At 44.2% G+C, this 17,477-nt stretch carries 19 protein-coding genes; 13 read left to right on the top strand and 6 right to left on the bottom strand.

The window, feature by feature from the left end; genetic code table 11:
- The first annotated feature begins 20 nt into the window (after positions 1-20).
- Genes kynU through LLW17_RS16225 form a run of 3 tightly spaced genes read left to right on the top strand, consistent with a single transcriptional unit; the run spans position 21 to position 3,400 of the window.
- Positions 21-1,310, top strand: coding sequence for a kynureninase (gene kynU / locus LLW17_RS16235; RefSeq protein ID WP_228231345.1), 1,290 nt, complete (start codon positions 21-23; stop codon positions 1,308-1,310).
- A gap of 39 nt (positions 1,311-1,349) precedes the next feature.
- Positions 1,350-2,756 (top strand): FAD-dependent oxidoreductase, encoded by a 1,407-nt coding sequence (locus LLW17_RS16230; RefSeq protein WP_228231344.1) that lies wholly within the window; start codon positions 1,350-1,352, stop codon positions 2,754-2,756.
- 2 nt (positions 2,757-2,758) lie between these two features.
- Positions 2,759-3,400: an O-methyltransferase gene (locus LLW17_RS16225; protein ID WP_228231343.1), complete on the top strand. Its 642-nt coding sequence runs from the start codon at positions 2,759-2,761 to the stop codon at positions 3,398-3,400.
- Positions 3,401-3,686: 286 nt separating this feature from the next.
- On the opposite strand, the gene LLW17_RS16220 is transcribed toward LLW17_RS16225, so the two are convergent.
- The 5 genes from LLW17_RS16220 to LLW17_RS16200 form a co-directional block, all read right to left on the bottom strand.
- Positions 3,687-3,968, bottom strand: coding sequence for a Sec-independent protein translocase subunit TatA/TatB (locus LLW17_RS16220; protein WP_228231342.1), 282 nt, complete (start codon positions 3,966-3,968; stop codon positions 3,687-3,689).
- Between the two features lie 89 nt (positions 3,969-4,057).
- Entirely contained in the window at positions 4,058-6,364 is a 2,307-nt protein-coding gene (locus tag LLW17_RS16215; protein ID WP_228231341.1) for a M1 family metallopeptidase, read from the bottom strand.
- A 64-nt stretch (positions 6,365-6,428) separates the two neighbouring features.
- The gene (locus LLW17_RS16210) at positions 6,429-6,935 is read right to left on the bottom strand and encodes a DUF6702 family protein (protein WP_228231340.1); all 507 of its coding nucleotides are present in this window, start codon (positions 6,933-6,935) and stop codon (positions 6,429-6,431) included.
- A 58-nt stretch (positions 6,936-6,993) separates the two neighbouring features.
- Positions 6,994-7,824, bottom strand: coding sequence for a peptidase associated/transthyretin-like domain-containing protein (locus tag LLW17_RS16205; protein WP_228231339.1), 831 nt, complete (start codon positions 7,822-7,824; stop codon positions 6,994-6,996).
- A gap of 142 nt (positions 7,825-7,966) precedes the next feature.
- The gene (locus LLW17_RS16200) at positions 7,967-8,734 is read right to left on the bottom strand and encodes a carboxypeptidase-like regulatory domain-containing protein (RefSeq protein WP_228231338.1); all 768 of its coding nucleotides are present in this window, start codon (positions 8,732-8,734) and stop codon (positions 7,967-7,969) included.
- Between the two features lie 144 nt (positions 8,735-8,878).
- Here LLW17_RS16200 and pepE point away from each other — a divergent pair, with 144 nt between their 5' ends.
- Positions 8,879-9,583 (top strand): dipeptidase PepE, encoded by a 705-nt coding sequence (pepE, locus tag LLW17_RS16195; protein ID WP_228231337.1) that lies wholly within the window; start codon positions 8,879-8,881, stop codon positions 9,581-9,583.
- On the opposite strand, the gene LLW17_RS16190 is transcribed toward pepE, so the two are convergent.
- Positions 9,580-10,008 carry a GNAT family N-acetyltransferase gene (locus LLW17_RS16190; protein WP_228231336.1) on the bottom strand — a complete coding sequence of 143 codons (429 nt, stop codon included), beginning with the start codon at positions 10,006-10,008 and terminating at the stop codon, positions 9,580-9,582. The genes pepE and LLW17_RS16190 overlap by 4 nt on opposite strands.
- Before the next feature lie 58 nt (positions 10,009-10,066).
- On the opposite strand from LLW17_RS16190, the gene LLW17_RS16185 reads away from it, so the two are divergent.
- The 9 genes from LLW17_RS16185 (at position 10,067) to LLW17_RS16145 (ending at position 17,337) form a co-directional block, all read left to right on the top strand.
- The gene (locus LLW17_RS16185; RefSeq protein WP_228231335.1) at positions 10,067-10,354 is read left to right on the top strand and encodes a GNAT family N-acetyltransferase; all 288 of its coding nucleotides are present in this window, start codon (positions 10,067-10,069) and stop codon (positions 10,352-10,354) included.
- A complete protein-coding gene (locus tag LLW17_RS16180) occupies positions 10,341-10,799 on the top strand; it encodes a GNAT family N-acetyltransferase (protein ID WP_228231334.1) in 459 nt (152 codons plus the stop codon). Before LLW17_RS16185 ends, LLW17_RS16180 begins: the two co-directional genes overlap by 14 nt.
- Positions 10,799-11,533 (top strand): M15 family metallopeptidase, encoded by a 735-nt coding sequence (locus tag LLW17_RS16175; protein ID WP_228231333.1) that lies wholly within the window; start codon positions 10,799-10,801, stop codon positions 11,531-11,533. Before LLW17_RS16180 ends, LLW17_RS16175 begins: the two co-directional genes overlap by 1 nt.
- Before the next feature lie 93 nt (positions 11,534-11,626).
- Positions 11,627-12,391, top strand: coding sequence for a M48 family metalloprotease (locus tag LLW17_RS16170; protein WP_228231332.1), 765 nt, complete (start codon positions 11,627-11,629; stop codon positions 12,389-12,391).
- A gap of 357 nt (positions 12,392-12,748) precedes the next feature.
- The gene (gpmI, locus tag LLW17_RS16165; protein WP_228231384.1) at positions 12,749-14,266 is read left to right on the top strand and encodes a 2,3-bisphosphoglycerate-independent phosphoglycerate mutase; all 1,518 of its coding nucleotides are present in this window, start codon (positions 12,749-12,751) and stop codon (positions 14,264-14,266) included.
- An 11-nt stretch (positions 14,267-14,277) separates the two neighbouring features.
- Positions 14,278-14,868 carry a thioredoxin family protein gene (locus LLW17_RS16160; protein WP_228231331.1) on the top strand — a complete coding sequence of 197 codons (591 nt, stop codon included), beginning with the start codon at positions 14,278-14,280 and terminating at the stop codon, positions 14,866-14,868.
- Positions 14,869-15,555: 687 nt separating this feature from the next.
- On the top strand, positions 15,556-15,978 hold the full coding sequence (locus LLW17_RS16155) for a hypothetical protein (protein ID WP_228231330.1): 423 nt from the start codon (positions 15,556-15,558) through the stop codon (positions 15,976-15,978).
- A 28-nt stretch (positions 15,979-16,006) separates the two neighbouring features.
- Positions 16,007-16,456, top strand: a complete 450-nt coding sequence (locus LLW17_RS16150) for a hypothetical protein (protein ID WP_228231329.1) — start codon at positions 16,007-16,009, stop codon at positions 16,454-16,456.
- 110 nt (positions 16,457-16,566) lie between these two features.
- Positions 16,567-17,337 (top strand): hypothetical protein, encoded by a 771-nt coding sequence (locus LLW17_RS16145; protein WP_228231328.1) that lies wholly within the window; start codon positions 16,567-16,569, stop codon positions 17,335-17,337.
- The last annotated feature ends 140 nt before the right edge of the window (positions 17,338-17,477 follow it).

Genomic DNA, 17,477 nt, shown 5'->3' with positions numbered 1-17,477 from the left:
AATTCCTATTTTTACAGTCTATGTTAAAAGAAGAAAAATTGCAGTATCAGAACACGCCAGACTTTGCCAAACAGGCCGATAGCGAAGATCCCTTGGCGCATTTTCGCGAAAAGTTTAACCTTCCCAGGGATGAAAACAGTAAAAACCTGATCTACCTCTGCGGAAACTCACTGGGCCTACAGCCCAAAAAAGCGCGTGATTACGTAGCCGAAGAACTCGACAACTGGGCTGAAATTGCAGTAGAAGGCCATTTTAAAGCCAAAATCCCCTGGACGGAATACCACGAAATCCTGGCACAGCCCATGGCTGACATCGTGGGTGCAAAACCCGGTGAGGTCGTAATTATGAATACGCTCTCGACCAACCTGCACCTGATGATGGTTTCGTTTTACCGGCCAACACCTAAACGACACAAGATTTTAATAGAAAGCGATGCGTTTCCTTCAGACAGTTATGCGGTAAAATCGCAAATACACGAGCGCGGTTACAATCCCAACGAGTCTTTAATCCTCTGGAAACCCAGAGCCGGTGAAGACCTGTGCCGCCTGGAAGATCTGGAAGCCCTGATGGAGCAGCACGGGGAAGAAATAGCCCTGGTGATGATTGGCAACAGCAATTACTACACCGGTCAAAAATACCCCATCAAAGAAATCACCCAACTGGGACATAAATACGGCTGCAAAGTAGGTTTTGATCTTGCGCACGGCGTGGGCAATATCGATGCAGATCTGCACGAAAACGGACCTGACTTTGCGGTGTGGTGCACTTATAAATACCTCAACAGCGGGCCCGGTGCCCTCGGCGGCTGTTTTGTACACGAACGCCACGCAAACGATAGCAGTATTCCCCGGTTTACGGGTTGGTGGGGCCATAAGATGGACAGCCGTTTCAATATGCGGGTTGATTTTGACCCCATTCCGGGAGCAGAAGGCTGGCAGCTGAGCAATCCGCCTATTCTTTCTATGGCACCCATACGTGCATCTCTGGAAATTTTCGCGGAAGCGGGCTTTCAAAACATACGGGCCAAATCCCGAAAACTCACCGGCTACCTGGAATACCTCATCAACGAGATTAAAGACGACCGTATTTGGATTTTGACGCCCTCAAACCCAGATGAACGCGGTTGCCAACTTTCCATACAGGTAAAAAATGCAGACCGCAGTATGCACGACGGCTTTATGCAGGCCGGGATCATTTGCGACTGGCGCGAACCCGATGTGATCAGGGTTGCCCCTGCCCCTCTCTACAACAGTTTTGAAGATGTGTATGAGATGGCACAACGCCTGAAACAACTTTTAGCTCAAAAATAACTCGTGTTTGTAGTAAACGACACCAACTAACTACCTCTTTTGAAAAACCAAGAACACATACTCATCATCGGCGCCGGTCTCTGTGGCTCCCTACTTGCCTTACGTATGGCGCAGCGGGGTTACCGCGTTACGCTGATGGAGAAAAGACCCGACCTGCGTAAAGAAGTAATAGACTCCGGTCGCTCGATCAATCTGGCGTTTTCAGATCGGGGAATGAAAGGATTGCGACTTGCGGGCCTGGAAGAAAAAGTACTGCCTTTGTGCATACCCATGCGCGGCCGCATGATTCACAGCGCAGACGGCCAGCTTTTTATGAGCCCCTACAGCGGCCGTAGTTACGAGTATATCAACTCGATTTCACGTGAAGACCTCAACGTGATGCTGCTTGATGAGTGCGAAAAAATGCCGGAGATCACGATGCTTTTCAATCAAAGGTGTACCGGTGTGACCCTCGAAACCGCTGAAGCTACTTTTGAAGATTACCATACCAAAGAGATTAAAAGCTATCAGGCAGATGTGGTGATGGGAGCCGACGGCGTGGGTTCGGCCCTGAGAAAAAGCATGCTCGACCATCGCAAATTCTTATTCAGCTACGGGCAGGATTTTTTGACGCACGGCTATAAAGAACTTTCTTTCCCACCCCTCGGGAATGGCGGCTATCAGGTAGAGAAAAATGCGCTGCACATCTGGCCGCGCGGTAAAGATATGATGATCGCGCTTCCTAATCTCGATGGCAGCTTTACGGTCACATTGTTTCTATCCTGGGAAGAAGGCAAAGACAGTTTTGAAAGCCTCAACAGCGATGCAGCGGTAACAGACTACTTTGAGCGCGAGTTCCCCGATGCCCTGGCCCTGATGCCCGATTTACTGGAAGAATTTAAAACCAACCCTACTTCCCCGCTGGGTACCATAAAATGTTCCCCCTGGCACGCCTATGGCAAGGTTTTACTGCTTGGCGATGCGGCTCACGGCATCGTGCCGTTTTATGGGCAGGGTATGAACTCGGCTTTTGAAGACATTTTTGTGCTTGACCGGTATATAGATAAGCACGAGGGCGACTGGAAAGCTATTTTTAAAGCCTATCAGGACGAGCGCAAAGAAGATACCGATGCTATTGCAGACCTTGCAGTAGATAACTTTCACGAGATGAAAGCACACACGGCACGGCCTATTTTTCAGGAAAAGCGAAAACTGGAAATCGCCTTTGAAGAGCAATTTCCTAAAGAATACTTTTCAAAATACAGTCTGGTTACCTTTCGGGAAGACTTACGCTATTCGGAAGCAATGCGGCGGGGTCGTGTGCAGGATAAAGCCATTTTAAACCTCATTCACGACGGAAAGTTTACCGATGCGATGTCGTTGCACGACAAGCTTGATCTGGTTAAACAGGAAACGCGTAAAATGCTTCACGACGATGAGGTGGTTGAAGGACTTGAAGAAGATTAACTATGCATTTTATTTCTGAAGATCTTGACGACTATGCAGTAGCGCATTCTTCGCCCGAGCCCGAAATCCTGGCCCGGCTTACCCGCGAGACCTATCAGAAGATGGTGCAGCCGCGTATGCTGAGCGGGCATTATCAGGGTCGCATTTTAAGCCTGATCTCAAAGCTGAAGGCTCCCAAAAAGATCCTCGAAATTGGCACCTACACCGGCTACTCGGCATTATGCCTGGCGGAAGGATTGCAGCAGGATGGCATATTGCACACCATTGATGTAAATGAAGAGCTTACAGACTTTCAGCGCAAGTACTTTGATGCTTCGGGATATGGGGAGCAAATCAAACAACATCTGGGCTCTGCTCTGGAGGTCATTCCCCAACTCGAAGGAAATTTTGACCTGGTTTTTATAGATGCCGACAAACCCAATTATCCCGCCTATTTTGACCTCATTATAAACCGGCTCAACCCCGGAGCGCTGCTGCTTTCAGACAATGTATTGTGGAGCGGAAAGGTGGTGGAGCCGCTAGATCCCAAAGACAGTTCTACCAAAGCGCTTCTTGATTACAACAGGATGCTTGCAGAAGAAGAATCCCTGGAAACCGTATTACTTACGATTCGCGACGGACTCACACTAAGCCGTAAACGTTAAGACAAAAAAATCCCGCATCGATAAGCATCGAGGCGGGAATTATAATTAACACTTAGTACGGATTAAAAAAAGATAACAGTTTATATACCTCGGGTAAAACCTTTCAAACGTAGAACCCAAAATAGCTACTGCTATCTGTTTTTAATGCTGAAATCCATCAGATTGAATTTCACACTTAAATTACAGCTTAAAAATAGAATAATTCTAATTTTTCCTGAAAATATTATCACTTTGCCAGTTTACGGCAGAAGAATTAAAAATATGAGGGATTTGATAGCGTTTGATACTAAAACTTACGCTTTATAGGACCGGTAATGTCTTCGATATTACGCTTGGCGTCTTCGATTTCCTTCTTCATATCCTTGGTAATATCAGGATCAAGACCCTGTTTTTCGGCGCTTTTGGTGATTTCATTCTTAATATCATCTGTGGCATTGCGCAGGGTGCGCATACCTTTGCCCAGCCCGCGGGCAATATCGGGAACCTTATCTGCGCCAAATACCATAATCACAATAAAAATGATAAAGGCTATCTCACCACCACTTATAAATAAAGGTACTGTCATCATAGTGCAAATATAACGGGAAAAATGAAAAGCCGATGAGTGATCATCGGCTTTTATTATTTCAAAAAAGTTAATTCTTAAAGCGGTTTGCCTTAATCTTCTACTTCTTCTTTAAAGTTATCAAACTCACTCTCCTGAGCTTCACGAGGCCAGTTGTTGTTGCTTACATCAACATCTGCCGTCTCCTGATCTGGATCAACCACAACGCCTACGAGTTCTTTATTGGTTGCTAAAACCTTGGTTACTTCAGCATCATTTTTACGCCAAACCTGTACCGGATAGGTCACTTTTTCTTTAGTACCATCAGCATAGCTGTACTCTACGATAAGTGGCATGGGGATTCCTCCCGGCTTGTTAAACTTAACTGCATAAAAATGCTTCGGAGTTTTAAGTTTTGCGCGCTCCTCGGGAGTAAAGTTATCCATCATAAACTCCTTTAAATTTGGAGCATTCTCAAGCATATCTTTATCCTTCATTGCAGGATCGTAATCCTCACCATCTTCTTCAACTACATAAACAGCGTCAATAGAAGAAGGATCATAACCATAACGGCTTAACAGTTCTTTACCTGCTGCAGTGGGCTCGGCGGTTAGATAATAAGATTTTACGTCTTCTACACCAATATCAACAAATTCGGTGCTGTAGAACCATCCTCTCCAGTACCAGTCCAAATCTACTGCAGAAGCATCTTCCATCGTACGGAAGAAATCTTCGGGTGTAGGGTGTTTAAACATCCAGCGCTGCGCATAGGTTTTAAAGGAATAATCAAAAAGATCACGTCCCATTACCGTCTCACGAAGAATATTTAATGCCGTTGCAGGCTTTCCGTAGGCGTTATTACCCAACTGATACACATTCTCCGGGTTTGACATGATTGGAGCAATAAAATTTTGATCTCCGCCCATATAACCGGTAATTTGAGAGGGCTCTCCTCTTCGCGAAGGATATTTAGCATTTGGAGCAATGGCTTCGGGATAGTTTTCGCCAAAATCCTGCTCTGCCACATATTGAACAAAGGTGTTGATTCCTTCATCCATCCATCCCCACTGACGCTCGTCACTATTAACGATCATCGGGAAGAAGTTGTGACCTACCTCGTGAATGATTACCGAAATCATCCCGTATTTGGTGCGGTCGCTATAGGTACCGTCTTCGTTAGGACGACCGTAGTTCCAGCAGATCATAGGATACTCCATACCCTGATTCTGACCGTGAACCGAGATCGCTTTGGGATACGGGTAGTCAAAGGTCATACGCGAGTACGACTTTAAGGTTTGCACCACAGCTTTGGTAGAATATTCTTCCCAAAGCGGGTTTCCTTCTTTAGGATAAATAGATATCGCCATTACATCTCCCTGCGGGAACTTAACAGCCTGTGCATCCATAATGTATTTACGAGAGGAAGTAAAAGCAAAATCCCTTACGTTTTCTGCTTCCAATCTCCATGTTTTCTTTTTAGTGCTGCGTCCTTTTTCAATTTGTTCGGCTTCAGCCTGAGTACGAATAAAAACCGGCTTGTCATAGCTCTTCATCGCCTGTTCCCAGCGGCTCATTTCTTCTTTGCTGTATACATCCTTGCGGTTTACCAGTTCGCCGGTTCCGTCAAGTAAATGGTCTGCAGGTACGGTAATTTCAACCTCATAGTCACCAAAAGGCAAAGCGAACTCGCCATTACCCCAGAACTGGTAGTTTTGCCAGCCTTCCACATCATTATACACACACATTCTGGGGAAGAATTGTGCGATGATGTAGTTTTTGTTTCCGTCAGGGAAACTCTCGTAACCCGAGCGTGCGCGGTCTACGGTGTGCTCTACGATGTTGAAATTCCACCCGATGCTGAACTCAAACTCTTCGCCCGGCTCAAGCGGTTGTGGCATATCTACGCGCATCATTGTAAAGTTGATGGTGTGTTTAAGCGGCTTACCGTCTTTAGAAACTTCGGTAATGTTGAAGCCTCCGTCAAAAGGTTCTTTCATATAGGTAGAAACCACAGAACCCGGCTGAATAACCGGTGACATCCCGCTGCCGTCTTTTTCAAGTGCAGGAGAATCTTTCTTACGAATGTTCTGGTCCAGTTGCACCCATAAATACTCCAGACGATCTGGTGAATTGTTTTTATAGGTAATGGTCTCGTAACCTGAGATGGTCTGATTGTCGTCGTTAAGTTCAATCTTCATCTCATAATCGGCCTCGTTTTGGTAGTATGCAGGGCCGGGGGCTCCCGAAGCGGTACGATACTGATTAGGGGTTGCAAACTCGTCGTAAAGCTGTCTGAACTTGTTGACGTTAGTATGCCCCATTTGTTTTTCTTTTTCCTGCGGCTGTTCCTGCTCCTGAGCAAAAGCACCTGCTCCTACGAGAAGTAAAACAGCAAAAAAGCTGTACTTAAGTTTTTTCATAAAGTATAAATCTGTTTGTGCTTGTGAATTTTATAAAAGTAAAGATTAGCCGAATGTTAATAAATTATTCAGAAAGTTTTAACACGGCTTTATCATTTTCGCGGGTCAAAAGGAAACTTTTTTTAGTAGTACCGGCGTGCAGATGCACCACATTTTTCTGATCGGGAAACAAGTCCATCAACAAAGTGTTTTCAATGCTTACTGTTTTGAGGTTTTTGATGTTTTCGACCTCTATAAAGCACACCACATAATCTACCTCATCCTTATGACCCAGATAATGTATAGAGCGCTCTTCCCCATTGACCGTCACAATAAATTTTTGTTCAAAATAGCGCTTAATATACCCGTCCAGTTTCTGCTGATCGTAGGAAGCATCTACCCGAATGGATTTATCGTAGCGTTCCTGAAACACCTTTTGCAGGTCGTCATAAAAAACGCGGGTGACTATTTTTAAAGATTGGGATTTTGCATCATAATCTGCCTGGGTGACACTGAAATAATATTTATGTGCCGTAAACGCGCAGAGCGGAAGAATTACAGCAATAAGGAGGAGCAGTTTTTTAAAATTCATGGAAGCAAGTTATCTGTTTTTAGCGATTTTGATCAAGAGTCGTTCCAAAAAAATAAGTTTATTGACCGTCTTTGTCTTTGAAGTTTACCTCAACACCTTCTTCGCTTTTATGCTGAAGGTAGGCGGGAGCCTGTTTCAGCAGCATTTCAAGAATCGAAAGCGGGTTTTGGGTTGCTGCGATGGCCAAAGCTTCGGGCTTGTCAAAATATACATAGTGCGCAAAATCATCTATATACCGCGCCGGAATCTGCAATTGCCTGATATAGGTCGTATCTGAAACCAGATTACGGGCTTTTTGTACCCGGCGTTCCATATTGGAGATACGCACCTGCTCTTTGAGCATTTTGGTACGGCCACTTATCGCATTGATCACCGCATCTACGGGAATGATCCCGGCTCCGCTGTGCGTTGCGGTGTAGAGCCGTCGCTCTTCCTGAGTCAAAATCGGACCTTTGTAAACCGGCAAACCGGCCTCAGCAGGGTCAAATGGTTTTTCCAGCTTGATGCGGTTCATATCGTCGCCCAATCTTCCGTTAAGCTCAATATTGCTGATCTGTACATCTTCCAGTTCGGTAACTTCGGGTTCAAGTTTAACCTCCAGATATTTCCTGTTGACTATTTCCGCAGAAACCACAAGTTCCTGATGTTTAAACTGAACTGCAGAAATGTAGAGCGTATCGCCCGAACGCACTGGGATTGTAAAATCGCCATTCTCACGGGTGACGGTTCCCTTTTGCAGGCTTAAGTTTAAAATGTGCAGGTACTCGTGTTCTATGGAGTCGTTTACCACCTTACCCTCGAGCATCACGGTCTCCTGAGCAAACAAACTACCGGCGGCACTGCTGACACAGAGCGCGATAAAGCAATATAAAAATGCGGTTTTTGACACGTGTTGAGGGTATTAAGATTTCACTTAAATACGCCTCAAAAGTAAACATGTTACACGGCATTTAACCGGTTAAGCCGTTTTTAACAGCCGGTTAATGCTTTAAATGACGGCTTCAAACGGGTCAACTACGTCTTTCCCGTATTTAGTTTTCTTCCAGAGAAGCCTTAAAGGCATCACGTTTTTGCAATAAAAACTGAATCAAAGCAAGCTCGTTACCCTGCTCCAGCATGGGTTTTGTGAGTCCGTTTTCAGACACGTAATCCATAAAGGCGCTGATGTTTTCACGCTTGATATCCAGATTCTGCTGAAAGAACTCATTAGAGTACATAGCTGCCAGTTCCTGCTCTGCATTGCGCTCAATCGGCTCATCTTTTTTATCAAAAATAGCCTTGAAAATATTGATGAAATTAAGACCATATCGCCAGCGCATATCATCTAAAGCGATGTTTTCGGGAGTGGTATACCTGTCGGGCGCATTATCTTCAGCCTTTATCTGACCTCCCGTGAATGGCACTGGGTCTATGGTGCGCACGCGGTTAACATCGGCAACAATATCGCCGGTAAGATCATAGGGGCGCACGATAATCTCCTCGAGAATATTTACGGTTTCCCTAAGCGTAATGCTGATTTTTCGGGAGTTTACAATACCGGCATCTACGATAACCGTGATGGGTGCAAATTGCAGGGATTGGATCACTAACTCGTCATTACGAGCGACTGCAATGTCAAACGTACCCGACTCTGAAGTAACCGTACCGCGCTGGGATGTGTTATTATAAACCACAATACCCCCGGGATCATCACCCGCAGGTACGATAATCTGGCCGTCTGCCATTACCCGGGCCAACTGCTGGCTATGTGCCAGAGTGATTGTAAAAAGTAGCATTAAAAGTGTAGTACTGTATTTCATTCTGACCTGTTTTTTGGTGCCTTAGTTGCTGGTATGAAGTAACAACAAGTTACACAAAATTAAAGGGATTAGGAGGGTAATTTTTTGTTAAATGCCCACCAACCCCATATCTGAATGTGTAATTTTGAAACAAATCGTTTCATTTTGAAGAAATTAATACTTGCCAGTACCTCTACAATCCACGGCGGTGAATATCTTGACTATCTGAAGCCTGCGCTTATCACTCATTTTGAAGGAGTTAAGCGGCTTATCTTTATACCTTTTGCAAGACCGGGAGGCTTGTCTCACGACCTGTACACAGCGCGCGTACGTAAATTTTTCAGAGAACTTAATATCGAAGTTTTGGGTCTGCACGAGTTTAGAGATCCCGTAAAAGCCATCGCTCAGGCTGAAGGCGTTTTTACCGGTGGCGGCAATACCTTTTTACTGGTAGAACAACTCTACCAACATAAAGTAATGGCGATTTTAAGAGACAGGCTCTATGAGAATATGCCTTATCTGGGCACAAGTGCCGGTTCTAATATAGCAGGCATCAGTATGCAAAATACTAATGATATGCCCATCGTTTACCCGCCAAGTTTTAAAACCCTGGGGGCGATGCCTTTCAACATCAACGCCCATTATCTGGATCCCGACCCAAACAGCACGCATATGGGTGAAACCCGCGAAACCCGTATAAAAGAGTTTCATCAGTTTAATAACATCCCCGTCGTAGGATTACGTGAAGGCAGCTGGATTGAAGCTCACCGCCGTACCTATACCCTGCGCGGCCCGCACAGCGCCCGTATTTTTGAAGCCGGAAAAATACCTTACGAACTCGAAGCCGGTTCGGAGATCACGGTAAGCTAGAGTTTTTTCAGAAAGTGATAACCCTTAATGACGTAGTTCTCATTGAGGTAAAATTTATGCCCAGCAAAATTGTGTACGTAGGCATTGAGTTCGCTGGTCTCGCAACCCTTTTCACGTGCGTAATCATAAATCCATTGAAATACCTGTTTGCCTAAACCTTTGCTGCGGTATTCGGGCTTGATAAATACATGATCCGCCTCGCAGGTTTTACCGCAATAGTGACGGGTGGCAAACCAAAGTCCAAAAACCCCGGCTAATTTTTCTTCCACATAAATGCCATAACATTCATACCGGTGTTCAAACATTTCGCCAAAGCGCGCTTTGAGCAGATTTTCTTCCACACTATGCTCCATCAACTCCTGCACCAGTGGTAAAAACGTGTTAATATCGGTTTTATAAAATCTGCTGATCTTAATTTTGAGCATAATTAGCTATTTTTAGATAAGGCAGCTTAACAACTGCTGCAATAAACCAGCAAAAATAATGGATAAAGCGATACACCACAGAGAAAACCGAAGCAGGGGCTTATTCTACAGGGAAGAAAACGGAGAAAAAATCTCAGAGCTTACCTATACCATTCAGGACGCCGGGATCATCGTAATTGACCATACCGAAACCAAAATGGGTTATGAACACCAGGGTTATGCCAGCGAATTGCTGGATTATGTGGTAAACTGGGCCCGGGAGAAAAATATTAAAATTGAGCCGCTCTGTCCTTTTGCCGAAATCAAGTTTGACGAAAATCCTGATTACGCTGATGTCCGCGCCTAGTACTACTACCTCATTACAAATCCGCCAAATCACCGCTGCAGAAACCTTCGCCGTGCGCCATCCGGTTTTACGAGAAGGGAAACCTGCGGAAAGTTGCGCAATGCCGGGTGACGAGGCTGAAGACACCTTGCATTTCGGCCTTTTTGATGCGGAAAGACTTATTGGGGTCGTAAGCCTGATGAACAACTCAAAACCCCAATTTACCGGAAAGCAATACCAACTGCGCGGAATGGCCGTTTTAGCGGAATATCAGGGACAAAAACTGGGAAATCTGCTGGTTGATGAAGCCGAAAAGCACCTGCAAAATCAAGGTGTCGAGTTGCTCTGGTGCAATGCCCGCATCAAGGCGCTTAATTTTTACCTGCGGAAAGGTTTCAACATAGAAGGAGAGCCTTTTGAAATTGAAAACGTAGGTACGCACTATTTACTTTTTAAAAAGCTCTGATGAAAAGACGCCGGTTTATACAAAACACGCTGTTAACCACTGCTGCCGTAACAACCTTTCCGCAGCTTTTAAAAGCAAACACCGCTCTTCCGGAAGCCGAACTTCTGGGTCGGGGAAATCCGGTTTTGACTGAAAAAAGCGGCTATAGCCTGCGTCCCGAAGCTGCCGAGGCTTTTGACCGGATGGCTGCTGCCGCAAAAAAAGAAGGCATCGGCATACAGGTCGTTTCGAGCTATCGCGATTACGCCCACCAAAACCGCATCTGGGAACGCAAATACAGAGATTATACAGGACGCGGAATGCCCCCTTTGGCAGCTATTGAAAAGATTATTGAATACAGCACCATCCCCGGTACTTCGCGTCATCACTGGGCTACAGATCTCGACATCATTCAGGCGGGAACGGGAGTTACAAACAATGTACTCGACCCCGATAAATTTCACGGTACCGGTCCGTTTTGTGCACTCAAAGCCTGGCTAGACGAAAATGCAGAATCCTTTGGCTTTTATGAAGTCTATACCAATGATTACGGGCGAAAAGGCTTCAAGTATGAGCCCTGGCATTTCAGCTACGCCCCACTTTCCGTAGATTATCTCAAAGACTATAAAAAACTGGATATCGCACAAATCTTTCAGCAAAAAAACCTGCTGGGCAGCGACGCCTTTACTTCGGCCTTTATTGAAAAATACCGAACCGAAAATATTCTGGATATCAATCCGAAACTTTTAAAATGAATTTGTTTTAGAGAAAGAGCTGAAACATCCCTCCAAACCTCTCTTTAAAGGGAGGCTTTAGTTAACTGAAACTAACCAATTATTCTTATCAATATGAAACTAGGTGGAAGAGCACTTAAAATAGTCTTAGGCGTAGGAATCGTCATTTTTGGCCTGATAAAATATTACGGCAGCCAGGAAGAAAATCCCTATACCGGGCGCACCCAGGCCATATGCCTTACGACCGAAGAGGAAATCGCAATCGGCCTGCAAAATGCGCCTATTATGGCCGAGCAACATGGCGGCATGCACCCCGACCAGCAATTGCAAAACATGGTAGATCGTGTGGGCAAAAAACTGGTTGACAACACCATTGCCCGCGAGACGCCGTATCAGTATGAATTTCATCTCCTGCGTGATCCCAAGACGGTAAACGCTTTCGCCCTGCCCGGCGGCCAGATTTTTATCACCTATGCCCTGCTCGAGCGTCTTTCAACCGAAGACCAACTCGCAGGCATTTTAGGGCACGAGATTGGGCACGTGGTGGGCAGGCACTCGGCTGAGCGCATCGCGCAAAGCGAACTCGCCAATACCGTTGCTACCGGTGCACAGGTAGGCGCTGATGCCGGAATGCTCGCCAGCCAGCTGGGACAAACCCTGCTGCTTAAAAACGGGCGTGGTGACGAACTCGAGAGCGATGATCTGGGTGTGAAATTTATGCTGGAAGCCGGTTACGACCCCGAAGCGCTTATTGAAGTGATGCAAATCTTAAAAGAAGCGAGCGGTGGCCAGCGCGTACCTGAGTTTCAGAGCTCCCACCCCGACCCCGAAAACCGCATCGCCAAAATCAAAGAAGCGATTGAGAAGTATAGGGGGTGATTATTTGTATTGTTATTATTATTTCTATTGTTATTGGTCTAATCATCTGGTCGATCGGTAGAGTCGCAAGCTTGATTTTGACTGAAAAGAGGGAAAGATATTTAAAAGAAAACTTCAGCATTAAACATCCCTCCAAACCTCCCTTCGAAGGGAGGCTTTTAATACCAGACTAAGAATATATTCCCTTCCTTCGAAGGAAGGGCCAGGGATGGATGTCCCACCCAAGCTCGAAATAATAATAATAATAATAATAATAATAACAGCAATAAGCTCCTCAAACGCTATCGCGATTGGCCTGCAAAGTTTTAGCCTTTAGTTGGTTTAGTCCGTATCTTTGTGAAACAACTCAAAATAACCATGAATAAAAAAGTCATTTTAATGATCCTCGACGGTTGGGGATTTGCACCTAATAAAGAAGTTTCGGCAGTAGATCAGGCAGAAACTCCGTTTATCGATTCACTTTATACCAAATATCCACACGCGCAATTACTTACACACGGTGAAAACGTGGGCTTGCCAGACGGGCAAATGGGCAACAGCGAAGTTGGCCATATGAACCTGGGTGCGGGCCGCATCGTATATCAGGATTTCGCCAAAATCAATAAGGCGTTGCGCGAAAATAAACTGCGCGATCAGCCCGAGCTGAAAGCCGCTTTTAAATACGCCAAAGAAAACAACAAACCCATTCACCTTTTAGGTCTGGTTTCAGACGGTGGCGTTCACGCACATATTGATCATGCTAAAGGTCTGATCAAAGCCGCCAATGAGGTGGGTGTGGAAGAAGTTTACGTTCACGCTTTTACCGATGGTCGCGATGTAGACCCGCAAAGCGGCGCCGGTTTCATCGAAGATTTAAATGACTACGCTCAACATAACGGTGCCAAACTAGCCAGCATCACCGGGCGCTATTTTGCGATGGACCGCGACACCCGCTGGGAACGCGTGAAAAAAGCCTATGACGCTGCGGTAAAAGGTATCGGTACCAAAACGACCGATCCGGTTGCTTCTATTAAAAAATCATACGCAGACGGCACCACCGACGAATTCCTGGAGCCTTTGGTCATTACCGAAAACGATCAGCCTGTTGCCACCATTAAAGACGGCGATGTAGTATTGTTTTTTAACTACCGTACCGACCGCGGGCGCGAACTCACCCGTATGCTTTCGCAGGAAGATTTCCCCGAGCAGGATACCAAAAAACTGGATCTGTACTACGTCACGATGACCAACTACGACCAGACTTTTGAGAACATCCACATCATTTTTGATAAAGATAACCTGACCAATACGATTGGCGAGGTGATTTCCAAAGCCGGAAAGAAGCAGATTCGCATTGCGGAAACCGAAAAATACCCGCACGTAACCTTTTTCTTTTCGGGCGGAAGGGAAAAGGAATTTGAGGGCGAAACCCGCCTGATTGCCAAATCTCCAGATGTGGCGACTTACGACCTGAAACCGGAAATGAGCGCGTATGAAGTGCGCGACAAGATTGTTGCCGAACTCAAAAAAGAAGAAGTAGATTTTGTCTGCCTCAACTTTGCCAACCCCGATATGGTGGGCCACACCGGTGTGCTGGAGGCTGCCATTAAAGCCTGTGAGGCCGTTGACGCCTGTGCCAAAGATGTGATCACCACCGGCCAGGAACACGGTTACAGTGCCATCGTGATTGCAGACCATGGTAACTGCGAAACCATGAAAAACGAAGACGGCTCGCCAAATACCGCCCACACGACCAATCCCGTACCTGTAATTGTGGTAGACAATGATATCAAGAGCGTAAAAGACGGAGTTTTGGGGAATATAGCCCCTACCATTCTCGATATGATGGGTATTGAAAAAGCAAAAGAAATGGATCAGGAAAGCCTGGTCAGTTAAACCAAAAAACGATGAAATATTTAAAATATCTCAGCCTGGTGCTGGCGATTGTACTGATGAGCGCGTGCAAATCGCAAAACGCTGTAGCCAGCCGCTCTGAAGTGCCGCAAACTCCCGGTCCGCCGGAAGCCGCACAGATTCCTACCTCGCAAAAAACCCCGCAACCCGATATGCTGACTGGCCCTGCAGAGCGCCGCGAACTGCAAACCGGCAGTTTTGGAAATTGGTTTAATCCCAATTACAGCGAGTACAGCGTAGACCAAAGCCTGGTTGAAGAATTAAAACCCCTGCTTCAGGATGTAGAAATCACCCTCTTTATGGGCACCTGGTGCGGCGACAGCAAGCGCGAAACGCCACGCATTTACAAAATACTGGATGCTACCGGAAAGACTCAGGATATTGAGCTGATCACCGTAGACCGCTCCAAAACCACGCCGCAGGGACTGGAAGAAGGTAAAGACATCAAACGCGTACCTACCCTTATTCTTAGCAAAGACGGTAAAGAACTGGGCCGTATTGTAGAATACCCTATCGAAAGTCTGGAAGCCGATATGCTTAAGATTTTAAAAGGCGAACCCTATAAACACGCATACGCGGATTGAGTAGTTACAGGTTAATGCAGGCTGAGTGAATCGCAAGCTAAAGCGAAGCGATTTGTATCGAAGCCAGGGCAGGCAAAAGTTTAAAAGCGACAATTCTTTTTGGAATTGTCGCTTTTTTTATGCGTTTTGAGGAATGCCGTAAAGGACAGGGGATTAGTTTGGTTATATTCGTGATTGTAAAATAGATATAGCCCAACTGGTTGTGTTATACGCACGTTGTAAACCATTGATCCGGTCGAATTCTCAGATCTCACCACCACCCTATCTGATTGTTAAACGCAATTTCGCTACCTAAAACGGACAGATTAAAGTCGGTTTCAATTTAAATCCTGGTTACCCTTCCCGCTTTGAATTTTAATTTACTTGAGTCTGTAGACGGACTGATCAACGCCACCTTTCCTGATGGTCATTTAGGGTTTTTGGCCTGCCCGCTGTAAAAAAAGCGTACACCCGTTGACAGGCGCACCGCAAGCGCGCGTATGAAACTCGCTTTTTTTCTTTTGGTGTATTTGGAAGTTCCGGTTAGCGCTTTAATAAACGGTTCACAACAAGGGCTATAAAAGCATTGCTGCCGATTTTTATCACGCAAAATCAACACCTTTTATTATCTTCACCTGAGCCAAAAATCCTGCGGATTTTTTCCGCAACGATTTATAGCCTAAACGTTGTGGTGCATTTGAAAAAGACATGATAACAGTTGAAGAATCATACGAGCTTTTCTCAGACACTTTATCCTATCTCGACAAAAATAGATTAGAAGGAAGTGATGAGGATTTAGAATACTTCATTTTTGAGGAATTGCCGGGTGACGCGGTGAGTTTCCTGCATGGCTGGACAGTCGACAGATTAATTGAAGCGAAGAAAATTCCAACAGATGTACGAAATGACGTTTTAAATTTAAGAACTCAGATTCTGGAACAACTTGAAAAAACAAGGTCTATTGAAGATTATCGTAATGACTTAAATTGGGAATTGATAAGGGACCAAGCAGAAGAGATAAAAGAAAAAATAAAAAAAAAACGACACCACAACAAAACATATAGCTTATGGCGGGTGAACGGCTGCCAGCGAGGTTTTCGCTCCGTAGCCAGCTTTGGTTTCGGTGGATAGGAAAGTTCTCCAAAACCCCACAAGCCATATGCAAAACGTTGTGCTTCATTATAACAGCGAAATGCAAAAAGAACTCTGGAGAAATAGATGGTTAAATTGTATTAATGAATTGACATCATTAGAACTTCAAAGACAATTATGGACTAATAAAAGAAACTCAAATCCACATTGGTCATTCGTGGAATTTATGTGTAGCTATTTTGACGATTTAGGTATCGATAATAACTACGAATATCAATTGAAGCAAGGTTGGATCACAAAAAAGGAATTTGACTCGATTTCGGCATGGCATCAACTACTCGACAAATATGACTCTCCAAAAAAAGATAACTATGATGTTGAACCCATATTAACTGATAAGAAATGGCTGATGATTATCGAAGAAGGTGGAAAGGCAAAGAATCAATTGAGTGCCATAATAAGTGACGAAGAGAAACGGGTTCTATTCAAAGAAATTGATTACAAACAATACTTATGATTGAACTTGAAAAAGAATAAACGAAAGCACAACAACACATATACGCAATGCCCTTCAGGACACTGCGTATGGCCAAAACGTTAGCGGTAATTTCTTTTAAAAACATCCTAATGAAACAACTTAAAATTGATTTAGAGAATTGCTTTGGAATTGGAAAATTAGTCCATCAATTCGATTTCGAGAAAAGTAATACTCATTTAGTTTATGCTCCAAACGGAACAATGAAAACTTCTTTTGCAAAAACATTTGAGTTGTTTTCAAAAGATGATCCCAGCAACAAACCTTGTGATCGAATTTACAAATCTAGAGTTTCGAAATATGAAATCTTAAACGAAGATTCCGAAATTAATCCAGATGATATATTAGTAATAAATGCTGAAGATGATAGTTTTGATGCATCAAGTAAGATCAGTAGTTTTCTTGCGAGTAAAGAACTAAAGGAAGAATATGATACTATATATCAAGAATTAAATGAGTTAAAAGTTGAATTCATAAAAAAATTAAAAGTCATTTCGCAAAGTACTGATTGCGAAAGTGAATTTATAAATACATTTTCAGAAGATGAGAATTTAGATTTTTTTGAAGTTTTATCTAACCAAATAAATCAACTCAAAACAGAATTTGAAAAATATGATTTTCGTTACAATGACATATTCGATAAGAAAGGAAATGTCAAGAAATTTCTTGATAAGAATCAGGCAATTTTAGACCAATATGTTAGTGATTACAAAAATATAATATCGAAGTCCAAATTCTTCAAAGAATCTGAAAACAATACATTTGGCACATATCAGGCAAACACTATAATAAAATCAATTGAAGACAATTCTTTTTTTGAAGCAGTGAGCATCCCCCCATTTGTAGGGCAGTTTTCAGCTTAAATTAAGTTCCGGCTATATTGACTAAGCTGCTTTTTGTTGTTTGTTTAAATACTTTACCAGCGGTATTTCGTTTTCTATTCCCTGATGCCTTCTTTTTGTATTGTAATAACTAAAATACGTTTTTAATTGTTGGTATAGAT

Origin of the sequence: Leeuwenhoekiella parthenopeia, from assembly GCF_020782115.1 — a bacterium.
GTDB lineage: Bacteria > Bacteroidota > Bacteroidia > Flavobacteriales > Flavobacteriaceae > Leeuwenhoekiella > Leeuwenhoekiella parthenopeia.
This window is presented reverse-complemented; position numbering and strand designations above follow the sequence as displayed.